The organism is Geobacillus sp. 47C-IIb, from assembly GCF_014679705.1.
GTDB classification, from domain to species: Bacteria; Bacillota; Bacilli; order Bacillales; family Anoxybacillaceae; genus Geobacillus; species Geobacillus thermodenitrificans.
The window spans coordinates 839,244-861,788 of the sequence record NZ_CP061473.1 but is presented as its reverse complement, the minus strand read 5'-3'; the positions used below and the strand labels follow the sequence as shown (position 1 = coordinate 861,788).

Below are 22,545 nucleotides of genomic sequence, written 5' to 3'. Positions count from 1 at the left end.
GTATGGGCCTTGTCCGCGGGGAATGACCGTTTTTTAGGGAAGTGGGACAGAACGGACTGAGCGCGACCATGCTTTTTTTATTGACCTTTTCCGTCGGCATGTATTATAATTGACAAGTACAATATGCAATGGTTGTTGTTCGGAGGGAGGGAAGCAGGATGTCCAAAACGATCGTTCGCAAAAATGAGTCGATCGATGACGCTCTTCGTCGCTTTAAACGTGCCGTTTCGAAAACCGGTACTTTGCAAGAAGTGAGAAAGCGCGAATTTTATGAAAAGCCAAGCGTCAGACGGAAGAAAAAATCTGAAGCGGCTAGAAAGCGCAAGCACTAAGAGCATGCATTAAAGAGGGTGTATAATCGGTGAGTCTTCTCGATCGTTTGAATGACGATATGAAGCAAGCAATGAAAAACAAGGAGAAAGAAAAGCTGTCTGTTCTCCGCATGCTGAAGGCGGCGTTGCAAAACGAAGCGATCAAGCTCGGCAAAAGCTCGCTGTCAGAAGACGAAGAGCTGACGGTTCTTTCTCGCGAACTGAAGCAGCGTAAAGACTCCCTCCAAGAATTTGAAAACGCTGGCCGTTCAGATCTTGTCGAAAAAGCGAAAAACGAAATTGAAATCGTTCAGTTGTATATGCCAAAACCGCTGACGGAGGATGAGTTGCGCGAACTGATCGAGCAGACGATCAAGGAAGTCGGCGCTTCTTCGAAAGCGGATATGGGAAAAGTGATGGGTGCGATCATGCCGAAAGTGAAAGGAAAAGCGGATGGTTCGCTCGTCAATAAACTTGTCCAACAACAGCTTTCATAAAATGCAATGGGCCTTGCCGACAGGCGGGCCCGTTGTTTTTGAAAAGCGGTGCTAGAACCCCCTTTTGTCTCATACATATGAGATGAAAGGGGGTTCTTTTTAAATGATGAAAAAGTGGCGCCAGCAGATGAAGCGGTGGATGACGGAAAAACTTGAGCTTCCCGCCGACATCATGATGGACCTGCCCCGCATTACGATGGTTGGACAAATACATATTTACATCGAAAACCACCGTGGGCTGCTTGCGTTCAGCGATAAAGAGCTCCGCCTTTTGCTGCGGAACGGGCAGCTGCTTGTCCGCGGCGAACAATTTGTCATTAAAACGATTTTGCCGGAAGAAATTTTACTCGAAGGGAAAATTAGCCAAGTCGTTTATATAGAGGAGGAAAAACGATGAAAAACGAATGGGTTGACACGTTTACCGGCAGCGTGCGAGTCAAGGCGGAAGGAAAGGGGACGGAACGGCTGATCAACGCCTGTGTACGCAACGGCATCACCGTGTGGAACGTGAAAAAACATAGCCGGGATACCGCAACGTTTTTTATTAAGCTCAGCGATGTGAAACGGCTGCGCCATATCGCCCGGCAAAGCGAATGCAAGCTTTCGTTTGTCGGGAGAACCGGGCTGCCGTTTTTTTGGCGCCGCGCGTGGCGAAACAGCGGGTTTTGGCTCGGTCTGTTCGTTTTTATAGCCATTATGTTTTTGCTGTCCAACATCGTTTGGAACATTGACATCGAAGGCGCGGCCCCCGAGACAGAACATCAAATTGTACGCGAACTGAAACGAATGGGAGTCGAGCGCGGTGCGTTCCAGTTTCTGCTTGACGACCCGGAAACGCTGCAAAAAAAGTTGACCGAACGCATTCATGACATTACGTGGGTCGGTGTTCAATGGGAGGGAACATCGCTTCACTTCCGCGTTGTCGAAAAAGAGATTCCTAAGCCGAAACAGCCGGCTCCACCACGCCATTTAGTCGCCAAAAAAGAGGCGGTGGTAGCTGACTTATTTGTTGAAGAAGGACAACCGCTTGTGTCTGTCAACGATTATGTACAAAAGGGCCAACTGCTTGTTTCTGGCATTATCGGCGTCGAAGGGCGGACGAAATTTGTGCCGTCCACGGGGAAGGTGTTTGGCGAAACATGGTACAAGTCTACTGTTGTCCTGCCGCTCGAGACGACATTTCACGTGTTGACTGGAAAATCGATTGAGCGCCATTATATCGGAATCGGCCGCTTTTCCCTTCCGGTTTGGGGATGGAAGAAACCGACGTTTACTCATACTGTTATCGAGAGAGAAAAACGGCCGTTCCGTTTTTGGAAATGGGACTTGCCGTTTTATTATGAGCGCGTCATCGTTCGCGAGGCGGAAGCGGTGAAGCGAAGCTATACGTGGGAAGAAGCGTTCGCGGAAGCGAAAAAGATCGCCCGCCGTGAATTGCAGGCCAAGCTGCCGGAGGAGGCAACCATTCGTGGCGAAAAAGTTTTGCATCAGAGCAAAGAGAGTGGTAAAGTAAGGGTAGAATTGCATTACACAGTCATTGAAAATATTGCCGTACCACAACCAATCGTTCAAGGAGATTGAGAATGTCAGAGCAGTTTGTTACGATCAGCCAACACGTGCGCAATCAGCAGGAAGCATCGGCGCTCTTTGGCGTCCATGATGCCCATTTAAAGCGGATTGAAGAGGAGCTTGGCGTGTCGATTGTGACGCGCGGAGAAACGGTTAACGTCTCAGGTACGCCGCAGCAAGTCCAACTTGTGGATGAGCTGTTGCGCCATTTGTTGATCGTCATTCGCAAAGGGGTGGCGATCAGTGAGCGCGACATCATGTACGCCATTCAGATGGTAAAAAAAGGGGCGATTGATGGCCTCGTTCAGCTATATGACGAGGAGATCGCGAAAAATGCCAAAGGGAAGCCGATTCGTGTCAAAACATTAGGCCAGCGCTATTATGTTACGGCGATTGAACAGCACGATTTGACGTTCGGCATTGGGCCGGCTGGCACCGGGAAAACGTACTTGGCTGTTGTCATGGCGGTCAAAGCGCTGAAAAGCGGCAACGTCAAGCGCATTATCCTCACCCGTCCGGCCGTCGAAGCGGGGGAGAGCCTCGGCTTTTTGCCCGGCGACTTGAAAGAAAAGGTAGATCCGTATTTGCGTCCGCTGTATGACGCTCTTGACGATGTATTAGGAGCGGAATATACACAGCGGTTGATCGAGCGCGGCACAATTGAAATTGCCCCGCTCGCTTACATGCGCGGCCGAACGCTGGAGGATGCGTTCGTCATTCTTGATGAAGCGCAAAATACAACACCGGCGCAAATGAAGATGTTTTTAACCCGACTCGGTTTTGGATCGAAAATGGTCATTACTGGCGACATTTCGCAAGTCGATTTGCCGAAAGGGGTTGAATCAGGACTTTCCGTTGCCAAGCGCATTTTGTCGCCTATTAGCGGCATCGCCTTTGTGTTTTTGGAGCAGTCCGATGTTGTTCGCCATCCGCTCGTTGCAAAAATTATTGATGCTTATGATGAGGCTGGTTTATAGAAAAAAGACTGAAAGCCATGGTCTTTTCTTGAAAAGCGAGGGGAAAACCGGTGGGAAGGCTTCGTTTTTTTCTTGAGCGGACAAAAGATGTCCGCTTCACCCGCTTTTGGCTGTTTTTGTTTTTGGCTGCGCTGTTGTTTACTGTCCTGTATTGGCAAGTGAAGCCGCGCCAATATGAGTTGCGCTTGTTTGACGTCGCGAAGGAAACGATCCGCTCCCCGGTGACGGTGGAGGATAAGGAAGCGACGGCGAGACTAAAAGAAGAAGCAGCTGCCAAAGTAGCGGACGTGTACACATTGAAAAAAGAATATGCCGAAAACCGAGTCGATCTTCTTTCCTCGCTGTTTGCTGCCATCGAGAGCGTACAGAATGAGGCGGATTCGGACAGCTCGCCTAGCGAACTGGCGGCTAAGCTTGAAGAACGGTTGCCGCCGGAGTGGCTCGCCTATTTGTCTGCCGACGAATGGCAACGGTTGCTAAGCGCTTCTCCCGATGAGCTCAAAACGGCGAAAGAAGCTGCGTTGACAGTCGTGCACGCGGCTATGAGAGAACGCATTTCCCAAGCGGATCTTGAACAGGCGCGTGCGAAAGCAGCGAAAGAGCTCGAATATGCCGCGCTGTCGCCCCCGCTTCGTGAAGCGGTTGCCAAGCTTTGCCGGCAGGCGGTCATTCCGAACGTCGTTTACGATCGAACGGCGACCGAGGAGAAACGACGCCAGGCGATGGACGAAGTGAAACCGGTGAAAATTTTGCAAGGACAAGTGATCGTGGAAGAGGGGCAGTTTATTACGAGCGATATTTATCATCAGCTTGAACTTGTCGGACTGCTCAACGGCGGTCGCACCCCTTGGCCGGCGGTCGGGCTGTTTTTGTTCGTGCTGCTTCTGCTCTCACCGCTCGTTTACTATTTCCGCGCCGAAACGACGAATGAAAAGCTGTCGCTTTATGCCGCGATTTTTACGTTTATGATGACGGTGATGGTGCTTATCCGTCTTCTATCGTCCGGTGGTGCCGTCTCAGTCGGCTACCTCGTTCCAGCAGCGCTCGGGCCGATGCTTGTCCGCGTGCTGCTCGGCGAGCGGCTCGCGATCATGACAGCGGTCATCGGAGCCATATGCGGCAGCCTACTGTTCAATGAGGAAGTTGGAGCAGCCGGTGCGGTGTCTGTGTCCTTGGCTATCTATCTGCTCGCTGGAGGAATGGCTGGAACTTTTTTTCTATCTAAGGAGTTGGCGAAAGCAAAAATATGGCGGGCCGGCGTGCTCGTCGCTGCGGTCAATATTGTTTCGCTCCTTTCATTGTTGTTGTTAAAAAATGGACGTTATTCGTTGATGGAGATCAGCCTCTTTGTTGTGATGGCAGCTGCTTCAGGCATTGTTTCTGCCATTTTGACAATCGGACTGTTGCCGGTGTTTGAGGCGACGTTTGGCATTTTGTCGCCGCTCCGGCTCATAGAATTGTCCAACCCGAACCACCCGTTGCTGCGGAAGTTGCTGACCGAAGCGCCGGGAACGTACCATCATAGCGTCATGGTCGCCAATTTGGCCGAAGCGGCGTGCGAGGCGATCGGCGCTGACGGCTTGCTGGCGCGCGTTGCCTGTTATTATCATGACATCGGTAAGACGAAGCGGCCGCGCTATTTCATTGAAAACCAAATGGGTGGCAATCCGCATGACCATTTATCGCCGCAATTGAGCAAAAATATAATTATCGCCCATGTTGCTGATGGCGCCGCCTTGCTTCGCCAGCACCGGCTGCCGAAGGAGATCGTTGACATTGCCGAACAGCATCACGGCACAACGTTGCTCAAGTATTTTTATCATAAGGCGCGCGAGCAAACCGAATTTGTTTCTGAAGCGGAGTTTCGTTACCCTGGCCCGAAGCCGCAGACAAAAGAAGCGGCGGTCATCAATATTGCCGACAGCGTCGAGGCGGCCGTTCGCTCGTTATCCAATCCATCGCAAGAAAAAATTGAAAAGATCGTGCGGGCGATTATCGCTGACCGTCTGCAAGACAACCAACTGAACGAATGCGACATTACGTTGAAAGAGCTGGAAATCGTCGCTCGTTCGCTTTGTGAGACGTTAAACGGTGTCTTCCATTCGCGCATCGAATATCCGGAAGTACGAAAGGAAAAGGTGAAGCATGCATGACGATTCAAATCGATTTTATCGATGAGACGAACGAAGTGACGGCCGAGCAAATCGAGACGCTCGAGCAACTGATTCGCGAAGCGGCGGCCGTCGAGAACGTGCCGGAGGGGGCGGAAGTAAGCGTTTCGTTCGTGGATAACGAACGCATTCGTGTGATGAACCGCGATTACCGAGGCAAAGATGCTCCCACGGACGTGCTATCGTTTGCCCTTGAAGAGGAGGGGGAAGGAGAAATCGACATCATCGGTGCTGATGTGCCACCGGTGCTCGGCGATATTATCATCTCCATCCCGAAGGCGAAGGAGCAGGCCGCAGAATACGGGCACTCGTTCATGCGCGAGCTCGGATTTTTGGCCGTGCACGGCTTTTTGCACTTGCTTGGCTATGACCACGAGACGGAAGAGGAGGAGAGAGTCATGTTTGCCAAGCAAGAGGAAATCTTAACACGGTTCGGGTTGACGAGATAGCCATGCGAGGCATACGGGAACGGGATCGTTTCGCTTGGGCTTGGGCAGGAATGAAGGCGGCGGTGAAGGAGGAGGCGCATTTGCGTTTCCACTTGGCGGCCGCCGTTGTTGCCTTTGCGGCCGCTGGTATCGTTGGACTGTCACGGTGGGAATGGATTGTGTTGGTGCTGACAGTTGGTGCGGTCATTACGCTGGAGCTTGTCAATACGGCCATTGAGCGTGCTGTTGACTTAGTGACGGGCGAGTTTCATCCGTTGGCGAAAGCGGCGAAAGATATCGCTGCGGCCGCTGTGCTTGTGGCCGCCGGGCTCGCTGTGATCATCGGAGTGTTGTTGTTTTGGCCGCATCTTCGCTAAGTGAACAAGAAAGAAAATTCTAATTTTTCTGTTACATTTTCGTTTCAGATGATGAAATTTACGCTGTTTTTTTGTAAAATAAAAGAAAGCAGTGGTTGCTTTCAGGAAGGGAAGAGTTATTGGTGAAAATCGAGCAGCTCATTGTCGAAGCGAAAAAAGCGCGCGAACTCGCCTACGTGCCGTACTCAAAGTTTAAAGTTGGCGCCGCTTTATTGACGAAAGGCGGCAGCGTATATCGTGGTTGCAACATTGAGAATGCTGCCTACAGCATGTGTAATTGTGCGGAACGAACCGCGCTGTTTAAGGCATATTCGGAAGGGGAGACGGAGTTTGCTGCGCTTGCGGTCATCGCTGACACCCCTCGTCCGGTGCCGCCGTGCGGCGCATGCCGCCAAGTGATCGCCGAACTTTGTCCCGGCGATATGAAGGTCATTTTGGCCAACTTAAGCGGAGATATCAAAATAGTCACTGTTAACGAATTACTGCCAGAAGCTTTTGCAGCGGAGGATATGCATGAATAAACAGGGATACAAATCAGGATTTGTTGCTATTATCGGAAGACCAAACGTAGGAAAATCAACGTTTTTAAACCGCGTCATTGGGCAAAAAATCGCCATTATGAGCGACAAGCCACAAACGACGCGTAATAAAATTCAAGGTGTTTATACGGACGATGAAGCCCAAATCATTTTCATCGACACCCCAGGGGTTCATAAACCGAAACACAAGCTCGGCGACTTTATGATGAAAGTGGCGCTCAATGCGCTTCGCGAAGTCGATTTGATTTTGTTTATGGTCAATGCGGAGGAAGGATTTGGGCGCGGCGAAGCGTTTATTATTGAGCGGTTGAACGAAGTCAATACTCCGGTGTTTTTAGTGATCAATAAAATCGACCGCGTCCATCCGGATGAACTGCTGCCGATCATTGACCGGTACAAGGATTTGTACACTTTTGCCGAGATCGTGCCAATTTCGGCGCTTGAAGGGAACAATGTCGAGCGTCTGTTGGAGCAAATTAAACAACGATTGCCAGAAGGGCCGCAATATTACCCACCGGATCAGATTACCGACCATCCGGAACAGTTTATTATTGCCGAGCTCATTCGTGAGAAAGCGCTTCACTTAACGCGCGAGGAAGTTCCGCATTCGATCGCTGTCGTCGTGGAACGCATCGAGCGGCGCGAGGAGACGGGCACAGTATACGTCGGCGCTGTCATCGTTGTCGAGCGTGATTCACAAAAAGGGATCATCATCGGCAAACAAGGCCGAATGCTAAAGGAAATCGGGCAGCGGGCGCGCGCTGACATTGAGGCGCTGCTCGGGTCAAGAGTGTTTTTGGAGCTGTGGGTGAAGGTGCAAAAAGATTGGCGCAACCGTCTTGTGCAGCTGCGTGACTTCGGGTTTCGAGAAGACGAGTATTGAAGGCTAGAAAATTTTACGCGACATAAACCATTTTTGCCCGAGCCAACCTATAGGTAGACCACCAATACGCAATGCCTGCAGGCGGAAAGAGGTGTCATTCCATGCTTGAGTTTACGTGGAAGTTGTTTAGCCAAACAGGCAATATTGATACGTACCTTCTGTTTAAAGAGCTCGAACGTGAACAGCGGTTTAACGGCAAGGAGCAAAACGCCGAACAGGAAGAAATCGACCAACCGATCTCCTAGTATTGTTGTTGGCTAAAGCGGTGGTGATCGAATGTTTCAAAAGTGTGAAGCGATCGTCATACGGGCGATCGATTATGGCGAGACAAATAAAATTGTCACATTGTTTACACGAGAATGGGGAAAGGTGGCTGCGATGGCACGGGGAGCGAAAAAGCCAAGCAGCCGCCTTTCTGCTGTTACGCAGCCGCTCGCCTACGGCCATTACTTGATTCGCCGCAGCCGCGGCGTCGGCCTTCTTCATCAAGGGGAGCTTATTGACTCGATGCGAGTGCTGCGTGAAGATTTGTTTGCCGCCGCTTATGCGGCGTATATTGTTGAGCTCACTGATAAAAGCACGGAGGAGCAAAAACGTAATCCGTACTTGTTTGAGCTGCTGCTACAAACATTACAATATATGAGCGAAGGTCGCGATTTAGAGATTATGACCTTTATTTATGAAATGAAAATGCTTTCGGTGCTCGGCATCCCGCCTGTGCTCGACCGCTGCGCCCGCTGCGGGGCGACGGAAGGGCGCTTCTCGTTTTCGGTCAAGGAAGCAGGCTTCCTTTGCCATCGTTGCGAGTCGGCCGATCCGCACCGCTTTCCGCTTTCGCCGGCCTCAATTCGGCTGTTGCGCCTGTTTTACCATATTGACCTCACGCGCCTCGGAGCGATTTCGGTAAAAGAAGGCACCAAAGCAGAATTAAGGGCTGTATTGTCCAGTTACTATGATGAATATGCTGGCCTGTCGCTGAAGGCAAAGCGCTTTTTGCAGCAAATCGGCGAGCTGAAAGGCACGCTTGACCCAGGCGATGGACGCAACAACTAATTTTCCTTGTAAACGCGGTGTGTAGTATAATATGAACGAGAGTCATAGCGTATGGGACCTTTTTTGCAAGGTGGTGAGCGACGATCGAACTGAATAAACGCCAGGAGCAAATTTTGCAAATTGTAAAAGACTACGGGCCGATCACGGGGGAGAGCATCGCTGAAAAGCTGAACTTGACCCGGGCGACGCTTCGACCCGATCTAGCCATTTTGACGATGGCCGGCTATTTGGAAGCACGGCCGCGCGTCGGCTATTTTTATACTGGAAAGACAGGCACGCAACTGTTGGCTGATAAAATTAAAAAAATGAAAGTCGCAGATTATCAATCGATTCCGGTCGTCGTCAACGAAAACATGAGCGTCTATGATGCGATCGTTACGATGTTCCTGGAAGATGTGGGCACGCTGTTTGTCGTCGATGATGAGTCGCTGCTTGTCGGTGTTTTGTCGCGCAAAGATTTGTTGCGTGCGAGCATCGGCAAACAAGAGTTGACGGCGATTCCGGTCAATATTATCATGACTAGAATGCCGAACATCGCCGTTTGTTATAAAGATGATTCGCTCATTGACGTAGCCGAGCAGCTGATCGAAAAGCAAATTGATGCCATGCCGGTCGTGCGCAAAACGGAAAAAGGATATGAAGTGGTCGGTCGCATTACGAAAACGAATATGACGAAAGCATTTGTTTCATTAGCGAAAGATGATGTATGAGTCCAAAAGGAGGAGACACATGAATCAGCGCCTCGTTTACGTCGTATCTGATTCGGGTGGGGAAACGGCCGAGCTTGTCGTGAAAGCGGCGGCCAGCCAGTTTTACGCCTCGCCGGTTCAAGTAAAACGCGTCCCGTACGTAGAGGACAAAACAACATTAGCTGAAGTTGTCGCATTGGCGAAAATGAACCAAGCCATTATCGCCTTTACACTCGTTGTCCCGGAGATGAGGGAGTTTTTGCTCACTGAAGCGGCACGCGAAGGGGTTGTCGCTTACGATATCATCGGCCCGCTCATTGAAAAGATGAGCGACTTGTTCCAGCTGAAGCCAAGGTATGAGCCGGGTCAGGTGCGTGTGCTTGACGAAGATTATTTCAAAAAAATCGAAGCGATTGAATTTGCCGTAAAATACGATGATGGCCGCGATCCGCGAGGCATTTTGCGCGCCGACATTGTGTTGATCGGCGTATCGCGCACATCAAAAACGCCGCTGTCGCAATATTTAGCTCATAAGCGGCTGAAGGTGGCGAACGTACCGATCGTTCCGGAGGTCGAACCGCCCGAACAGCTATTCCAAGTCGGTCCAAGCAAATGCTTTGGCTTGAAAATCAGCCCGGACAAGTTGCTATCGATTCGCCGCGAGCGCTTGAAATCCCTAGGCTTGAACGATCAAGCCATCTATGCGAATATGGATCGCATTAAAGAGGAGCTGGCCTATTTTGACGGAGTGGTGAAAAAAATCGGTTGCGATGTCATTGACGTAACGAATAAAGCTGTTGAAGAAACAGCGAGCATTATTATGAAAAAGTTAAAACGTTAATACTACGTCATTGTTTCCGTTTTGTCCGCACGGTTTCCTGATCGGAATCGTGCGTTTTTCTATGGCATATTGCTGCAGCTTATATTATAATAAAAAATTGTGAGAAAAATGCCCCGTATAGGTTTAGAGCGGTCATGAGACGAGTAAACTATTTATAGCTGCTTGTCAAGTGCCGTGAAAAAAGTTTTTTCGACAAAAAATGTCGAACGCCCACAATATTAAAGAAGGATTTTTTAGAACGGTGTAGAATAATAGGGGGTGTAAAGACATCCCTTGCCGTAACAGCAGGTCAGTTCACTGCAACGACGTGCCAAGAAAAAAGTGAAATTTTCTTTCCGGTGCTGAAATATAATATACCGAGTGCGTTTTCGGATAGTGTTGCTGTCATTGATTTCTGCTGGGCTAGCAGGACGAAGGGGACAGCGGACAGCCCGGTTGCTTAGCCTTTGATTTTGAAGGCAAGGGGGAAGGCGAAACGGAGATATTGAAAAAATTTGTCGAAATCAAAAGGGAAATGGGCTTGCCGCCGAGAATAAATATGTGACGAGAACATTTATATGAGTCTGCGGCTTCAGTTGCTGGGATGAAAGTACTACGGGGGTTAAACAACCAAAAGCACTCTTGAACCGGGGAATAGGCCGTTAAGCATCGGGCAGGGATTTGCTTATGAAAGTCTTGTGGAATAAGAGTCGGTTACCCATGTGAAGCCATGGAAGAAGCTCTGTAGTACACAAGACCCCCATGGCTTTAGCCATCAAGGAGGTTCAGGGGGTTGTTCATATGGGATATCGTATTCCTGAAGAAACGATTGAAGCGATTCGCCGCAGCGTCGACATTGTTGACGTCATTAGCGAATATGTTCAACTGAAAAAACAAGGTCGCAACTATTTTGGTTTGTGCCCGTTTCACGGAGAAAAAACGCCATCGTTTTCCGTTTCCCCGGAGAAACAAATTTTCCACTGCTTCGGCTGTGGGGCGGGAGGGAATGCCTTTACGTTTTTAATGGATATAGAGGGCATTCCGTTTGTGGAAGCGGCGAAACGTCTTGCGGCTAAAGCAGGCATTGACTTGTCTGCCTATCAGCTGAATGTTCGCGGGCATGATGATGGCAAAGCCGGCGAGGCAAAGGTGATGATTGAAGCACACACCTTGCTGAAACGTTTTTACCACCATTTGCTTGTTTATACAAAAGAAGGACAAGCAGCGCTTGATTACTTGCAGGCGCGCGGATGGACAAAAGAAACAATCGACCGGTTTGAAATCGGTTATGCGCCGGATGCGCCCGATGCGGCGGCCAAGTTGCTCGATAGCCATTCCTTTTCACTTCCGATGCTGGAAAAGGCGAGCTTGGTCACGAAAAAAGAAGACGGACGGTACGTCGACCGCTTCCGAAATCGGATTATGTTTCCGATCCTTGATCACCGCGGTGAGACGGTTGGGTTTTCCGGCCGTCTGCTCGGTGAGGGGCAGCCGAAATATGTTAACAGCCCGGAAACACCGATTTTCCGTAAAGGCATGCTTTTATATCACTTTCATGAGGCGCGGGTGCCGATACGCAAGCGGCAAGAGGCGTTGTTGTTTGAAGGGTTTGCGGATGTGATTTCCGCCGTGCAGGCTGGCATTGATTATGCGGTGGCAACGATGGGCACGTCGCTGACCGAGGAGCAGGCACGCATTTTGCGCCGCCATGCGGAAACGGTCACGATTTGCTACGATGGTGACAACGCCGGAATGGAAGCCGCTTGGCGCGCCGCAGAGCAACTGAGCGCGCTCGGATGCCGCGTCAAGGTGGCATCCATTCCGAACGGCCTTGATCCGGATGAATATATACGCGTTTACGGCAAGGACCGGTTTGTTGGCGAAATTGCTGCTGCTCAGCCGCTTATGGCGTTTAAAATGAACCATTTGCGACGGGGGAAAAATTTGCAGCACGAAGGCGACCGGCTTCGTTATATTGAGGAAGTGCTCCGCGAAATCGGCAAATTGCCGAGTCCTGTCGAAAAAGATTATTATGTACGTCAGCTCGCGGATGAGTTTTCTTTGTCGCTCTCCGCGCTCAATGAGCAGCTGTCCCGCTACAAGCAGGAAACGTCAAAGCCGCGGGAAACGTCAGCCAACGAAAAGACCTCACGGCCGACGTTAACAAAAAAGCTGCTACCGGCTTTCCACAATGCAGAGCGGCTGCTGCTTGCTCATATGATGCGAAGCCGCGATGTGGCATTGTTCGTTCAAGAGCGGGTCGGCGGACGTTTTAACATCGAGGAGCATCGGGCGTTAGCCGCTTATATTTATGCTTTTTATGAAGAAGGGCATGAAGCTGACGTCGGCGCGCTCATGATTCGGCTTCCTGATGAGTTGCAGTCGTTAGCGAGTGAGCTGTCGCTTCTGTTGGTGACGGATGACGTCTCCGAGCAAGAGCTTGCCGATTATATTAAACATGTGTTGAATCACCCGAAATGGTTAATGCTAAAGGAAAAAGAGCAAGAAAAAATTGAAGCGGAGCGAAGAAAAGACTTTTTGACGGCCGCCCGCATCGCCAAAGAAATGATTGAAATGAAAAAAATGTTATCTTCTTCATAACATGGTGGTATGAGTTTTTAAAGGAGGTAATGAAATGGCGGAAAAACCAGCCCAATCAAAGCAGGCGGAAGCTGCTGCCGACACGCTTGAGCAAGCGAAAGAGCAGCTCGCCGAGCTCGGCAAGAAACGCGGCATCCTCACGTACGAGGAGATCGCCGAGCGGCTCTCCGGCTTTGATTTGGACTCCGACCAGATGGATGAATATTACGAATACCTTGCTGATCAGGGCATTGAAGTGATCAGCGAATCTGACATTGAGACCGATCCGGATATTGATGAACTGGTGAAGGAGGAAGAGTTCGACTTAAACGACTTGTCCGTTCCTCCTGGTGTGAAAATCAATGATCCGGTGCGCATGTACTTAAAAGAAATCGGCCGTGTTCCGCTTTTGTCGGCGGAAGAAGAGATCGAGCTGGCCAAACGGATCGAGCAAGGCGACGAAGAAGCGAAACGCCGGCTGACAGAAGCGAACCTCCGTCTCGTCGTCAGCATTGCCAAACGGTATGTTGGCCGTGGTATGCTCTTTCTTGATTTGATCCAAGAAGGAAACATGGGATTGATCAAAGCGGTTGAAAAATTTGACTACCGCAAAGGCTATAAATTCAGCACGTATGCGACATGGTGGATTCGCCAAGCCATTACAAGAGCGATCGCTGATCAGGCGCGGACGATCCGCATCCCTGTTCATATGGTTGAGACGATCAATAAACTGATCCGTGTTCAACGGCAGTTGCTCCAAGACCTCGGGCGCGAACCAACGCCGGAAGAAATCGCCGAGGAAATGGACTTGACGCCGGAGAAAGTACGGGAAATTTTAAAAATCGCTCAAGAACCCGTGTCGCTCGAGACGCCGATCGGCGAGGAAGACGACTCGCACCTTGGTGATTTCATCGAAGACCAAGAAGCGACATCGCCGTCGGAACACGCTGCGTACGAGCTGTTGAAAGAGCAGCTTGAAGATGTCCTTGATACGCTGACAGACCGTGAAGAAAACGTGCTCCGCCTTCGCTTCGGGCTGGACGACGGTCGGACGCGGACGTTGGAAGAGGTCGGGAAAGTGTTTGGTGTGACACGTGAACGCATTCGCCAAATCGAGGCCAAGGCGTTACGCAAGCTCCGCCATCCAAGCCGCAGCAAACGGCTGAAAGACTTTTTAGAATGATCGCTTTTTTCGTAGTTTACTTCTTCGGAAGTAAACTATTTTCTTTACCTGATGAAAGGTGATTGACGAATGAATCGGCGACGACGGGAAACGATTATCCGAGAAATTGAATATTGGAAGCGTTCACGACTTCTTCCAGAACAATATTGCGACTATTTGCTTGCCCTCTATACGGAGGGCGATAGCCGCACGTGCGGCCGTCAGTGGACCGGTTCACTTGTCGCCGGTCTTTGTGTGTTGTTGGTAGCTGCTGCTCTTGCCATTTATTTTACTGAATTGTCATTCGTTTTGCAAACGCTCCTTGCATCACTTTTTTTGGTGGTTTGCTTGTTGCTTGTTTGGCGATGGAGGAAAGAGCGGCAGCTCCTTCATTTTCCGTTGATTGGCAGCGCCTGGCTGTTGCTTTTAGGGACTATCGCTGGCAGCAGCCATTACTTTCCCGGCCAAAACGGCGTGCTCACGGCGACAGTGTTGGCTAATTGCAGTGTTTGGCTCGCCATTGGCCGCCTGTTTCGTCTTCATTATTTTTCTCTTGCTGCCGTTGTCGGGGGGATACTTATGGCGGTGATCGTTTGGTGGCGATGAAGCCGGTTGCTCCCGTTTTGGAAACTTAGGGCTTTTCCTTGTCCACTATTTACAGTACAATAAAATTGTTTGCATCGTTCTTCATCATACATAAGGGAGGTAAAAAAGATGAACCGCAATCCGCTCATCCCGTTTTTCATCATTATGGCATTCGGGATTGTGCTGACGTTCGTCTTGTCGTTTAAAGGGCTAGGCGATGCGAAAGAGATGGCCGAAGAGAAAAAAGGCGGCGAAAAAACAGAACAGACCGCCGAATTTAATCCGGAGGATTTTTACAAGCAAACATGCGCCAGCTGTCACGGACAAAATTATGAAGGCGGCATGGGTCCGGCATTAAAAGGAGTCGGCGAACGTCTGTCGGCGGACCAACTGAAAGACGTCCTTCAAAACGGGCGCGGTGGCATGCCGGGCGGGCTTGTGCCGGCTGACAACATCGATGCGATGACGAAATGGTTGGCCGACTTAAAATAATGATGATTGACGTCCCTTTGCCTTTGGCGAAGGGATGTTTTATCATCTCCAACTACAAAGCTCCCGCTTCACATCGTGAGTGTAGGTGGGAGTACAATAAAGGCAAGCAAATTTGAAAAAAGGAGGGAAATGCGGGCCGCCTTCGCACGGCAGCTGAGAGAAGGTTGGTCGCGCCCTTGGTGGATTATGAACGAATTTCACCTATCCAAACGGCTCGCAACGGTCGCTTCCTTTATCCCGAAAGGGGCAGTGCTCGCTGATATCGGTTCAGATCACGCCTATTTGCCTTGCTATGCCTGTTTGCACGGCTATGCGACCAAAGCTATCGCCGGCGAAGTGGCGGACGGGCCGCTCCGTTCAGCGCAGCAGCAAGTGGAAAAGTCCGGGCTTTCCCATCTCATTTCCGTGCGCAAAGGAGACGGGCTGGCTGTCATTGCTCCGGGGGAAGCTGATTGCATCACGATCGCTGGCATGGGCGGCGCCTTGATTACCCGGATTTTGGGGGATGGAGAAGAAAAGCTGGCCGGTGTCAAACGGCTCATTTTGCAGCCGAACATTGGCGCCGAGCTTGTCCGCCGCTGGCTTCTTGACCACGGATGGGAGCTGGTGGCCGAACGCATTTTGAAAGAAGATGGGCAAATTTATGAAGTGCTTGTTGCTGAGTGCGGTGACGCTCGGCGGCCGTATCGCAATTTGGAGGCGGAACTGATTTTAGGGCCGTTTTTGCTCCAAGAAAATAGCGAGGTATTCCGCGAAAAATGGCAGCGTGAACTCCAGCATTGGAAGCGGATTATTGCCGATTTAGCGGAGAAGGGAGAAAGTGAATCGGCTCGGGAGAAAAAGCGTGAACTGGAGAAAAAAGTCCAATTGGTAGAGGAGGCGTTGGCATGAGCCGCATTCCGTACGGCTACGAGGTCATTCAGCTTTTCGAGCAGCTCGCCCCGAAGTCATTAGCCATGGAGGGAGACCGGATCGGCCTGCAAATCGGAACGTTGAACAAGCCGGTCAAAAAAGTGATGGTTGCCCTTGATGTGCTCGAAGATGTTATCGCTGAAGCTGTTGATCAACAAGTCGATTTAATTATCGCTCACCATCCGCCGCTCTATCGACCACTGAAACAGCTGTTGACCGATGACGGACATGGTCGGATGATCGCGGCATGCGTCAAGCACGACATTGCCGTGTACGCTGCTCATACGAATTTAGATGTCGCCGCTGGCGGATTGAACGACTGGCTCGCTGAAGCGCTTGGTTTACATGAAACGACCGTGCTTGTGCCAACATACACGGAAGCGCTGAAAAAGCTTGTCGTCTATGTGCCGACGAGCCACGCTGAGGCGGTGCGGGCGGCCATAGGCGATGCCGGTGCCGGTCATATTGGCCGTTACAGTCATTGTACGTTCAACAGCCGCGGCATCGGAACGTTTTTGCCGGAAGAAGGGGCCCAGCCGTTTATCGGCGAGCAAGGGCGGCTTGAGGAAGTGGAGGAAGTTCGCATTGAAACGATCGTTCCGGCCTCGCTTGAGCGCCAAGTGATCGAGGCGATGCTCGCCGCCCATCCGTATGAAGAGGTGGCGTACGACATTTATCCGCTTGACAACGAAGGGCGTCGCTTCGGACTCGGTCGCATTGGTCGGTTGCCGCAGCCGGTGACGTTACGCGCCTTTGCCGAACAAGTGAAAACAGCATTTTCCGTTCCGGCTGTGCGTGTTGTCGGCCGGCTTGATGACCTTGTGCAAACTGTTGCCGTGCTTGGCGGAGACGGAAATAAGTTTGTCGCTGCCGCCGCATCGGCTGGGGCTGATGTGTATGTAACCGGGGATGTGTATTATCATACCGCCCATGACGCCCAAGCGCTCGGTCTCCATCTTGTCGATCCCGGACATAACGTCGAAAAAGTAATGAAACAAGGCGTCGCCCGTTATTTAACCGCCGAACTCACGAAGCGGCAGTGGGAGGCGGAGGTCATCGTTTCAAACGTCCATACCGATCCGTTTCAGTTCGTGTGAGCGGAGATGAAAAAAGGCTGTCCTGCAAGCGGTTCAACCGCTTGTTCAGGATAGCCTTTGTTTATGGACGAACGGCTGTTATTCTTCTTTCTTTGTTTTTACCTTCGGCAAGATTTTTTGCAGCGGCACTTTCCGTTCCCGCTCCCATGTTGCCGGATCGTTCGGGTCGAATTGCTCTAAAAAGTCGATTACTTCTTTCGTAATCGGCGTCGGAGTGGAAGCGCCAGCTGTGACAGCCACCTTTTTCGCGTTTTTAATCCAGTTGATATCAATTTCCGTTACATCAGCGATACGGTATGCTTTCGTGCCGGCAATTTCTTCCGATACTTGAGCAAGGCGGTTTGAGTTGTTGCTGCGCGGATCGCCGACAACGATCGTCACATCCGCTTCCTTCGCTTGCTCGGCAACCGCTTCTTGACGAAGCTGGGTCGCGAGGCAAATTTCTTTATGCATTTCGACATGCGGGTATTTTTCTTTCACTTTCGCCATAATATCGGCTACATCCCATTGGCTCATCGTCGTTTGGTTTGTAACCATGAGACGTTCGTTTTTAAGAGAAAGCCGCTCAACATCGTCTGGCGTTTCGACGAGATGAATGCGCTCCGGATTGATGCCGACCGCTCCTTCCGGTTCCGGATGTCCTTTTTTGCCGATGTAGATAATATCGTAACCATCAGCGAGCTTTTGCTCGATGAGCCGATGCGTTTTCGTGACGTCCGGGCATGTTGCATCGATCGTCACTAGCCCTTTTTCGAGCGCGCGTTTTTTTACTTCTGGAGACACGCCGTGGGCGGTGAAAATCACTGTACCTCGCTCAATTTTTTCTAAAATTTCCAGCCGATTTTCTCCATCCAGCGTAATGATACCCTCTTCGGCAAACGCGTCCGTGACGTGTTTATTATGGACGATCATGCCGAGGATGTAAATCGGCCGCGGCAATGATGGGTCTAATGCCGCATTGCGGGCGATGACCATCGCATCGACAACTCCGTAGCAATACCCGCGAGGGGTAATTTTAATCACTTCCATTGTTTTCCCTCCCTGCCGCCGATCCGTGGCGGTTTTCCTTTTTCATTATATCTGAGAGAACAGGATAAGACAAAGAATAACCGCCCTAAGAGGGCGGGAGAGAGGTTTATATATACAGTTTTGGCGTTGATGGTCTCGGTGTGGTCGGTATTTGTTTTTCTTGTGAATCTTCATGATTGGCCTGCGGAACAGGGCGTTTTTTGGCCTCCCGCGCGGCCGGCTTTTGTTTTGTTTCTTTTGCCGGTGCGCTTTCTGTCGATTTCGTTTCTCCGTCTTCTTCATCGGCTGTCTTCAACTCACGGAAAATGCGAATCATGGCTGGAAGGTTGCGGATGAGCGGGCCATATTGTTGCACCATTGGCATGACGTTTTGCGCGACGCTGAGCATTTTTTGTACGTTATTTAACATGCCGATGAATCCACCGCTTGTGTTCGCTGCTGTAGCGGTATTGGCGGCGGTGTTTTGCAGCAACGGTAATCCCCACGGGGATGAAGCGGCGACCGGCGGCTGTCCGCGAGAAAATAGACGGGCCAGTAGACCACCGGCGCCGCCAGGGCGGGGAACGCCAGCCGGCATGTGGGGGAACGGGGCGGGCGGCATACCGACGAACCGGGAAGGGACCATCGGCGGCCGACTGTATCTCATGGCAGTTGCCTCCTTTCCATCGTACAGATGAACAATCGTCCTCCTTCATAAAATATGCGGGAAGAGTGGGAAAGGTTTTTCAGCTGCCATCGTCTTTAGTTGCGGTGGGCCGCAAATATTCGCTATAATGATGGAGCGTACAAAGGACGTATATAGAAGGGAGTGGTACTTGATGGCAGAGACGCAATTTACCCGGTTTCCATTTCAGCCATTTGTGATCGAGGCGATTCAAGCGCTTCGTTTTTATAAGCCGACGGAAATTCAAGAGCGCATCATTCCGAGAGCATTGCGTGGGGAAAGCATGGTTGGCCAGTCGCAGACTGGGACGGGAAAAACACACGCCTATTTATTGCCGATCATCGAAAAGATCGACCCGGAGCGCGCTGAAGTGCAGGCAGTCATTACAGCGCCGACGCGCGAGTTGGCGACGCAAATTTACCATGAAACGTTAAAGATCACGAAATTTTGCCCGAAAGACCGGATGATTGTCGCTCGCTGTTTCATCGGTGGGACGGATAAGCAAAAGGCGCTTGAAAAGCTCCACGTGCAGCCGCATATTGTGATCGGTACGCCTGGGCGCATTAACGATTTTATCCGCGAGCAGGCGCTTGATGTACACACGGCGCGCACCCTCGTCGTCGATGAAGCCGATTTAATGCTCGATATGGGGTTTATCACCGATGTCGACCAAATCGCGGCCCGGATGCCGAAAGAGCTGCAAATGCTTGTCTTTTCGGCGACGATTCCGGAAAAGCTGAAGCCATTTTTGAAAAAATATATGGAAAATCCGACATTCATCCAGGTCGAGCCGAAACAGACAGCGAATAAAAACATTGAGCATGTGCTCATTCCACTACGCGGCCGTGAAAAGGTCAAGCTGCTTTATGATGTGCTTGTCAGCTACAATCCATATTTAGCCATTGTGTTCGTGAATACGAGAAAGAGGGCTGATGAAGTCGCCGATCAGCTTGCCGAACAAGGACTGAAAGTCGGTGTATTGCACGGTGATTTGACGCCGCGCGAGCGGAAAAAGATGATGAACCAAATTCGCGATTTGGAGTTTCAATACGTCGTTGCCACTGATTTGGCGGCGCGCGGCATTGATATCGAAGGCGTGAGCCATGTCATCAACTATGAGTTGCCCGATGATTTGCAGTTTTACATTCATCGAGCTGGGAGGACGGCACGCGCCGGTTATAGCGGCATTGCGGCGACCATTTACGAACCGACCGACCAAGATGCGATTGCTCGATTGGAAAAAATGGGGATTTCATTTGTTCATCGCGACCTCGTGCGTGGTGAATGGAAGGATCTTCCACCTTGGAATCGGCGGAGCAAGCGAGCTGGTGAGAAGGAAGATGACCTCGCGCTGCTTGTTGCGAAGCTGAAAAAAGCGAAACAAGTGAAACCGGGCTATAAGAAAAAGCTGCGCGCCGAGCTTGAGAAGAAGAAAAAGCGGCTGAGCCGCTTCAAAAAATCGTAGTCTTCGTTGTGTATGGAGATAAAAGGGAGAGAAGGACATGTTAAAAATCGGTTCACACGTTTCGATGAGCGGCAAAAAAATGCTGCTCGCCGCCAGTGAGGAGGCGGTATCGTACGGAGCGAACACGTTTATGATTTACACCGGAGCGCCGCAAAACACAAGGCGCAAAGCCATCGAAGAGCTGAATATTGAAGCCGGGCACGAGCATATGAAGGCGCACGGTATTGAGGACATTGTCGTCCACGCTCCGTATATTATCAATATCGGCAACACAAAAAATCCCGATACGTTTGCGCTTGGCGTTAATTTTTTGCGCGCTGAAATCGAACGAACGGAAGCGATCGGGGCGAAGCAACTTGTGTTGCACCCGGGCGCCCATGTCGGCGCTGGAGCGGAAGCCGGGCTCCGGCAGATCATCCGTGGACTGAATGAAGTGTTGACGCGCGAGCAGACAGTTGAAATTGCTCTTGAAACGATGGCCGGTAAAGGATCGGAATGCGGGCGCACGTTTGAAGAGCTGGCGTATATTATCGATGGCGTTGCCTATAACGACAAGCTGTCCGTCTGCTTTGACACATGTCATACGCATGATGCCGGCTATGACATTGTTAACGATTTTGACGGCGTTCTTTCCGAATTCGACCGGGTGATCGGTCTTGAACGTCTGAAAGTGCTGCATATTAATGACAGCAAAAACCCGCGCGGCAGCCGGAAAGACCGCCACGAAAACATCGGTTTCGGTCATATCGGATTTCGTGCACTGAATTACATCGTCCATCACCCGCAGCTTGCGGACATTCCGAAAATTTTAGAAACGCCGTATGTTGGAGAGGATAAAAACAATAAAAAACCGCCGTACAAACATGAAATCGCTATGCTGCGGGCACAGACATTTGATGATCAGTTACTGGAAAAAATTGTTGCTGATACGCAATAAAAAAGAGATTCCAGCCTTATTTCACTTTTTCTGTACAAATTTTAAAAACAGTTCGTTCGCTTTCTTGGCGATCTCCGGCGACGTGATTTTGGCTAGTTCGCGCACCCATTTTTTCCGCTCCTCGGGGTCGAAGACGTTAATGTCATTCGTTCGGGCAAGATGAAGAATTTTTTTCGCCTGATTGACCGTAATTGGCAAACCGTAATCTCGACTGTACGCAACGAGTTCTTCCGGAGTGATCGTTTTTAATTTTTGTTTCACGAGCTGTTGGTAAAAGTTCATGGCAGCTCCCTCCTTGTTTCTGTTCCATCATATGATGCGAACGGAAGAGAGGTGTATAGTATAATGAAAATGCAAAGTAAAAGAGAAGGGGTGGAAGTTTGGCGCCGAAACAACATAAAAAAGAACCATTGAAGCGTGTGTTGTATCGGGTATTAATGATCATCATTGGGGCCTGCTTGGCGGCGTTCGCTATCGAGCGGCTGCTTGTTCCAAATAAAATGATCGATGGCGGCATTATCGGTGTATCGCTTATTTTGGACTATTTAATTCCTGATGAATGGGGACTGTTGAATTTTGCCACGCTCGTCATTATTTTAAACGCACCATTTATGTATTTTGGCTATAAGCAAATTGGTAAAACGTTTATGTTATCAACGATTTTAGGGGTCGTTATTCTCGGGGGCGCTGAGCGATATTTTCATCATTTTGCCCCGCTGACGAATCAGCCGATTTTAGCAGCCGTCTTTGGCGGCTTGGCGCTCGGGCTTGGCGTCGGGCTTGTCATCCGCCATGGAGGATCGCTTGATGGGACAGAAATATTAGGCATTTTATTGACAAAGAAAATTCCATTTTCCGTCGGCGAGTTCGTCATGTTTGTCAACGTGTTTATTTTCGGTTGGGCAGCGTTTGTGCTCGGGCTCGAGCCAGCGATGTATTCGGTGATGACGTATTACATTGCTTCCAAAATGATTGATGCGGTGGTCGAAGGGCTTGATGAGACACGGGCGGCCTTTATTGTTACTGATCATTATGAAGAAATTTCGAGTGCTATTTTACACCGTCTCGGCCGTGGGACGACGAAGTTAATTGGCAAAGGCGGCTACACGGACGAACAAAAAGAAATCATTTATGCTGTCGTTACGCGTCTGGAAGTGACCAAGTTGAGATCGATCATTAATGAAATTGATCCGAATGCGTTTATTACGATTATGGCGACCCATGAAGTGCGCGGAGCCCGTTTTAAATCGGCAATTCACTAAGGTTTACAAAATGAGCGTGATCGGTTATACTTGCACACAGGCATAA

At 50.4% G+C, this 22,545-nt stretch carries 26 protein-coding genes; 23 read left to right on the top strand and 3 right to left on the bottom strand.

Annotation, left to right across the window (positions count from 1 at the left end):
• Positions 1-158 precede the first annotated feature (158 nt).
• The 20 genes from rpsU (at position 159) to IC804_RS04285 (ending at position 17,142) form a co-directional block, all read left to right on the top strand.
• A complete protein-coding gene (gene rpsU / locus IC804_RS04380) occupies positions 159-332 on the top strand; it encodes a 30S ribosomal protein S21 (protein ID WP_008879912.1) in 174 nt (57 codons plus the stop codon).
• A gap of 29 nt (positions 333-361) precedes the next feature.
• Positions 362-808 (top strand): GatB/YqeY domain-containing protein, encoded by a 447-nt coding sequence (locus IC804_RS04375; protein ID WP_008879911.1) that lies wholly within the window; start codon positions 362-364, stop codon positions 806-808.
• 103 nt (positions 809-911) lie between these two features.
• The gene (gene yqfC / locus IC804_RS04370) at positions 912-1,205 is read left to right on the top strand and encodes a sporulation protein YqfC (RefSeq protein WP_008879910.1); all 294 of its coding nucleotides are present in this window, start codon (positions 912-914) and stop codon (positions 1,203-1,205) included.
• Positions 1,202-2,389, top strand: a complete 1,188-nt coding sequence (gene yqfD, locus IC804_RS04365; protein ID WP_029760696.1) for a sporulation protein YqfD — start codon at positions 1,202-1,204, stop codon at positions 2,387-2,389. The genes yqfC and yqfD overlap by 4 nt, the downstream gene beginning before the upstream one ends.
• A 2-nt stretch (positions 2,390-2,391) precedes the next feature.
• Entirely contained in the window at positions 2,392-3,354 is a 963-nt protein-coding gene (locus IC804_RS04360; protein WP_011887835.1) for a PhoH family protein, read from the top strand.
• 50 nt (positions 3,355-3,404) lie between these two features.
• On the top strand, positions 3,405-5,507 hold the full coding sequence (locus IC804_RS04355) for an HD family phosphohydrolase (protein WP_011887834.1): 2,103 nt from the start codon (positions 3,405-3,407) through the stop codon (positions 5,505-5,507).
• Positions 5,504-5,974, top strand: coding sequence for an rRNA maturation RNase YbeY (gene ybeY / locus IC804_RS04350; RefSeq protein WP_008879906.1), 471 nt, complete (start codon positions 5,504-5,506; stop codon positions 5,972-5,974). Before IC804_RS04355 ends, ybeY begins: the two co-directional genes overlap by 4 nt.
• A gap of 2 nt (positions 5,975-5,976) precedes the next feature.
• Entirely contained in the window at positions 5,977-6,330 is a 354-nt protein-coding gene (locus tag IC804_RS04345) for a diacylglycerol kinase family protein (protein ID WP_011887833.1), read from the top strand.
• A 122-nt stretch (positions 6,331-6,452) separates the two neighbouring features.
• Positions 6,453-6,851, top strand: coding sequence for a cytidine deaminase (locus IC804_RS04340; RefSeq protein WP_008879904.1), 399 nt, complete (start codon positions 6,453-6,455; stop codon positions 6,849-6,851).
• Positions 6,844-7,752, top strand: coding sequence for a GTPase Era (gene era, locus IC804_RS04335; protein WP_011887832.1), 909 nt, complete (start codon positions 6,844-6,846; stop codon positions 7,750-7,752). The genes IC804_RS04340 and era overlap by 8 nt, the downstream gene beginning before the upstream one ends.
• A 101-nt stretch (positions 7,753-7,853) precedes the next feature.
• Entirely contained in the window at positions 7,854-7,997 is a 144-nt protein-coding gene (locus IC804_RS04330) for a YqzL family protein (RefSeq protein ID WP_008879902.1), read from the top strand.
• Between the two features lie 31 nt (positions 7,998-8,028).
• Positions 8,029-8,805, top strand: a complete 777-nt coding sequence (gene recO, locus IC804_RS04325; RefSeq protein ID WP_011887830.1) for a DNA repair protein RecO — start codon at positions 8,029-8,031, stop codon at positions 8,803-8,805.
• Between the two features lie 113 nt (positions 8,806-8,918).
• A complete protein-coding gene (locus tag IC804_RS04320; RefSeq protein ID WP_008879900.1) occupies positions 8,919-9,515 on the top strand; it encodes a transcriptional regulator CcpN in 597 nt (198 codons plus the stop codon).
• A 19-nt stretch (positions 9,516-9,534) separates the two neighbouring features.
• Complete coding sequence (locus IC804_RS04315; protein WP_008879899.1) at positions 9,535-10,335, top strand: pyruvate, water dikinase regulatory protein; 801 nt, start codon at positions 9,535-9,537, stop codon at positions 10,333-10,335.
• A 780-nt stretch (positions 10,336-11,115) separates the two neighbouring features.
• A complete protein-coding gene (dnaG, locus tag IC804_RS04310; RefSeq protein ID WP_081157239.1) occupies positions 11,116-12,915 on the top strand; it encodes a DNA primase in 1,800 nt (599 codons plus the stop codon).
• A 34-nt stretch (positions 12,916-12,949) separates the two neighbouring features.
• Positions 12,950-14,077 carry an RNA polymerase sigma factor RpoD gene (gene rpoD, locus IC804_RS04305; protein WP_008879897.1) on the top strand — a complete coding sequence of 376 codons (1,128 nt, stop codon included), beginning with the start codon at positions 12,950-12,952 and terminating at the stop codon, positions 14,075-14,077.
• Positions 14,078-14,146: 69 nt separating this feature from the next.
• Positions 14,147-14,662 carry a hypothetical protein gene (locus tag IC804_RS04300; RefSeq protein ID WP_060476071.1) on the top strand — a complete coding sequence of 172 codons (516 nt, stop codon included), beginning with the start codon at positions 14,147-14,149 and terminating at the stop codon, positions 14,660-14,662.
• A 108-nt stretch (positions 14,663-14,770) separates the two neighbouring features.
• Positions 14,771-15,133, top strand: a complete 363-nt coding sequence (gene cccA, locus IC804_RS04295) for a cytochrome c550 (protein ID WP_008879895.1) — start codon at positions 14,771-14,773, stop codon at positions 15,131-15,133.
• A gap of 186 nt (positions 15,134-15,319) precedes the next feature.
• A complete protein-coding gene (locus tag IC804_RS04290; RefSeq protein ID WP_029760702.1) occupies positions 15,320-16,024 on the top strand; it encodes a tRNA (adenine(22)-N(1))-methyltransferase in 705 nt (234 codons plus the stop codon).
• Positions 16,021-17,142, top strand: a complete 1,122-nt coding sequence (locus tag IC804_RS04285; RefSeq protein WP_011887826.1) for a Nif3-like dinuclear metal center hexameric protein — start codon at positions 16,021-16,023, stop codon at positions 17,140-17,142. The genes IC804_RS04290 and IC804_RS04285 overlap by 4 nt, the downstream gene beginning before the upstream one ends.
• A gap of 78 nt (positions 17,143-17,220) precedes the next feature.
• On the opposite strand, the gene IC804_RS04280 is transcribed toward IC804_RS04285, so the two are convergent.
• Positions 17,221-18,171 carry a 4-hydroxy-3-methylbut-2-enyl diphosphate reductase gene (locus IC804_RS04280; RefSeq protein WP_008879892.1) on the bottom strand — a complete coding sequence of 317 codons (951 nt, stop codon included), beginning with the start codon at positions 18,169-18,171 and terminating at the stop codon, positions 17,221-17,223.
• Positions 18,172-18,277: 106 nt separating this feature from the next.
• A complete protein-coding gene (vrrA, locus tag IC804_RS04275; protein ID WP_008879891.1) occupies positions 18,278-18,817 on the bottom strand; it encodes a VrrA/YqfQ family protein in 540 nt (179 codons plus the stop codon).
• 172 nt (positions 18,818-18,989) lie between these two features.
• On the opposite strand from vrrA, the gene IC804_RS04270 reads away from it, so the two are divergent.
• Together IC804_RS04270 and IC804_RS04265 are read left to right on the top strand one after the other, a co-directional pair.
• Positions 18,990-20,300: a DEAD/DEAH box helicase gene (locus IC804_RS04270; RefSeq protein ID WP_011887824.1), complete on the top strand. Its 1,311-nt coding sequence runs from the start codon at positions 18,990-18,992 to the stop codon at positions 20,298-20,300.
• A gap of 37 nt (positions 20,301-20,337) precedes the next feature.
• The gene (locus IC804_RS04265) at positions 20,338-21,237 is read left to right on the top strand and encodes a deoxyribonuclease IV (protein WP_008879889.1); all 900 of its coding nucleotides are present in this window, start codon (positions 20,338-20,340) and stop codon (positions 21,235-21,237) included.
• A gap of 21 nt (positions 21,238-21,258) precedes the next feature.
• Here IC804_RS04265 and IC804_RS04260 read toward each other — a convergent pair whose 3' ends face one another.
• Positions 21,259-21,519, bottom strand: a complete 261-nt coding sequence (locus IC804_RS04260; protein ID WP_008879888.1) for a DUF2624 domain-containing protein — start codon at positions 21,517-21,519, stop codon at positions 21,259-21,261.
• A gap of 98 nt (positions 21,520-21,617) precedes the next feature.
• Between IC804_RS04260 and IC804_RS04255 the strand changes: the two genes are divergently transcribed.
• Entirely contained in the window at positions 21,618-22,499 is an 882-nt protein-coding gene (locus IC804_RS04255) for a YitT family protein (RefSeq protein WP_081157238.1), read from the top strand.
• The last annotated feature ends 46 nt before the right edge of the window (positions 22,500-22,545 follow it).

Excerpts from the sequence above, each read along its gene's own strand:
- recO (WP_011887830.1), top strand. The coding sequence starts at position 8,029 with ATGTTTCAAAAGTGTGAAGCGATCGTCATACGGGCGATCGATTATGGC.
- IC804_RS04280 (WP_008879892.1), bottom strand. The coding sequence starts at position 18,171 with ATGGAAGTGATTAAAATTACCCCTCGCGGGTATTGCTACGGAGTTGTC.
- yqfD (WP_029760696.1), top strand. The coding sequence starts at position 1,202 with ATGAAAAACGAATGGGTTGACACGTTTACCGGCAGCGTGCGAGTCAAG.
- IC804_RS04300 (WP_060476071.1), top strand. The coding sequence starts at position 14,147 with ATGAATCGGCGACGACGGGAAACGATTATCCGAGAAATTGAATATTGG.
- ybeY (WP_008879906.1), top strand. The coding sequence starts at position 5,504 with ATGACGATTCAAATCGATTTTATCGATGAGACGAACGAAGTGACGGCC.
- rpsU (WP_008879912.1), top strand. The coding sequence starts at position 159 with ATGTCCAAAACGATCGTTCGCAAAAATGAGTCGATCGATGACGCTCTT.
- vrrA (WP_008879891.1), bottom strand. The coding sequence starts at position 18,817 with ATGAGATACAGTCGGCCGCCGATGGTCCCTTCCCGGTTCGTCGGTATG.
- IC804_RS04315 (WP_008879899.1), top strand. The coding sequence starts at position 9,535 with ATGAATCAGCGCCTCGTTTACGTCGTATCTGATTCGGGTGGGGAAACG.
- era (WP_011887832.1), top strand. The coding sequence starts at position 6,844 with ATGAATAAACAGGGATACAAATCAGGATTTGTTGCTATTATCGGAAGA.
- IC804_RS04360 (WP_011887835.1), top strand. The coding sequence starts at position 2,392 with ATGTCAGAGCAGTTTGTTACGATCAGCCAACACGTGCGCAATCAGCAG.
- IC804_RS04260 (WP_008879888.1), bottom strand. The coding sequence starts at position 21,519 with ATGAACTTTTACCAACAGCTCGTGAAACAAAAATTAAAAACGATCACT.
- IC804_RS04345 (WP_011887833.1), top strand. The coding sequence starts at position 5,977 with ATGCGAGGCATACGGGAACGGGATCGTTTCGCTTGGGCTTGGGCAGGA.
- IC804_RS04330 (WP_008879902.1), top strand. The coding sequence starts at position 7,854 with ATGCTTGAGTTTACGTGGAAGTTGTTTAGCCAAACAGGCAATATTGAT.
- IC804_RS04270 (WP_011887824.1), top strand. The coding sequence starts at position 18,990 with ATGGCAGAGACGCAATTTACCCGGTTTCCATTTCAGCCATTTGTGATC.
- IC804_RS04290 (WP_029760702.1), top strand. The coding sequence starts at position 15,320 with ATGAACGAATTTCACCTATCCAAACGGCTCGCAACGGTCGCTTCCTTT.
- cccA (WP_008879895.1), top strand. The coding sequence starts at position 14,771 with ATGAACCGCAATCCGCTCATCCCGTTTTTCATCATTATGGCATTCGGG.
- yqfC (WP_008879910.1), top strand. The coding sequence starts at position 912 with ATGATGAAAAAGTGGCGCCAGCAGATGAAGCGGTGGATGACGGAAAAA.
- rpoD (WP_008879897.1), top strand. The coding sequence starts at position 12,950 with ATGGCGGAAAAACCAGCCCAATCAAAGCAGGCGGAAGCTGCTGCCGAC.
- dnaG (WP_081157239.1), top strand. The coding sequence starts at position 11,116 with ATGGGATATCGTATTCCTGAAGAAACGATTGAAGCGATTCGCCGCAGC.
- IC804_RS04285 (WP_011887826.1), top strand. The coding sequence starts at position 16,021 with ATGAGCCGCATTCCGTACGGCTACGAGGTCATTCAGCTTTTCGAGCAG.
- IC804_RS04265 (WP_008879889.1), top strand. The coding sequence starts at position 20,338 with ATGTTAAAAATCGGTTCACACGTTTCGATGAGCGGCAAAAAAATGCTG.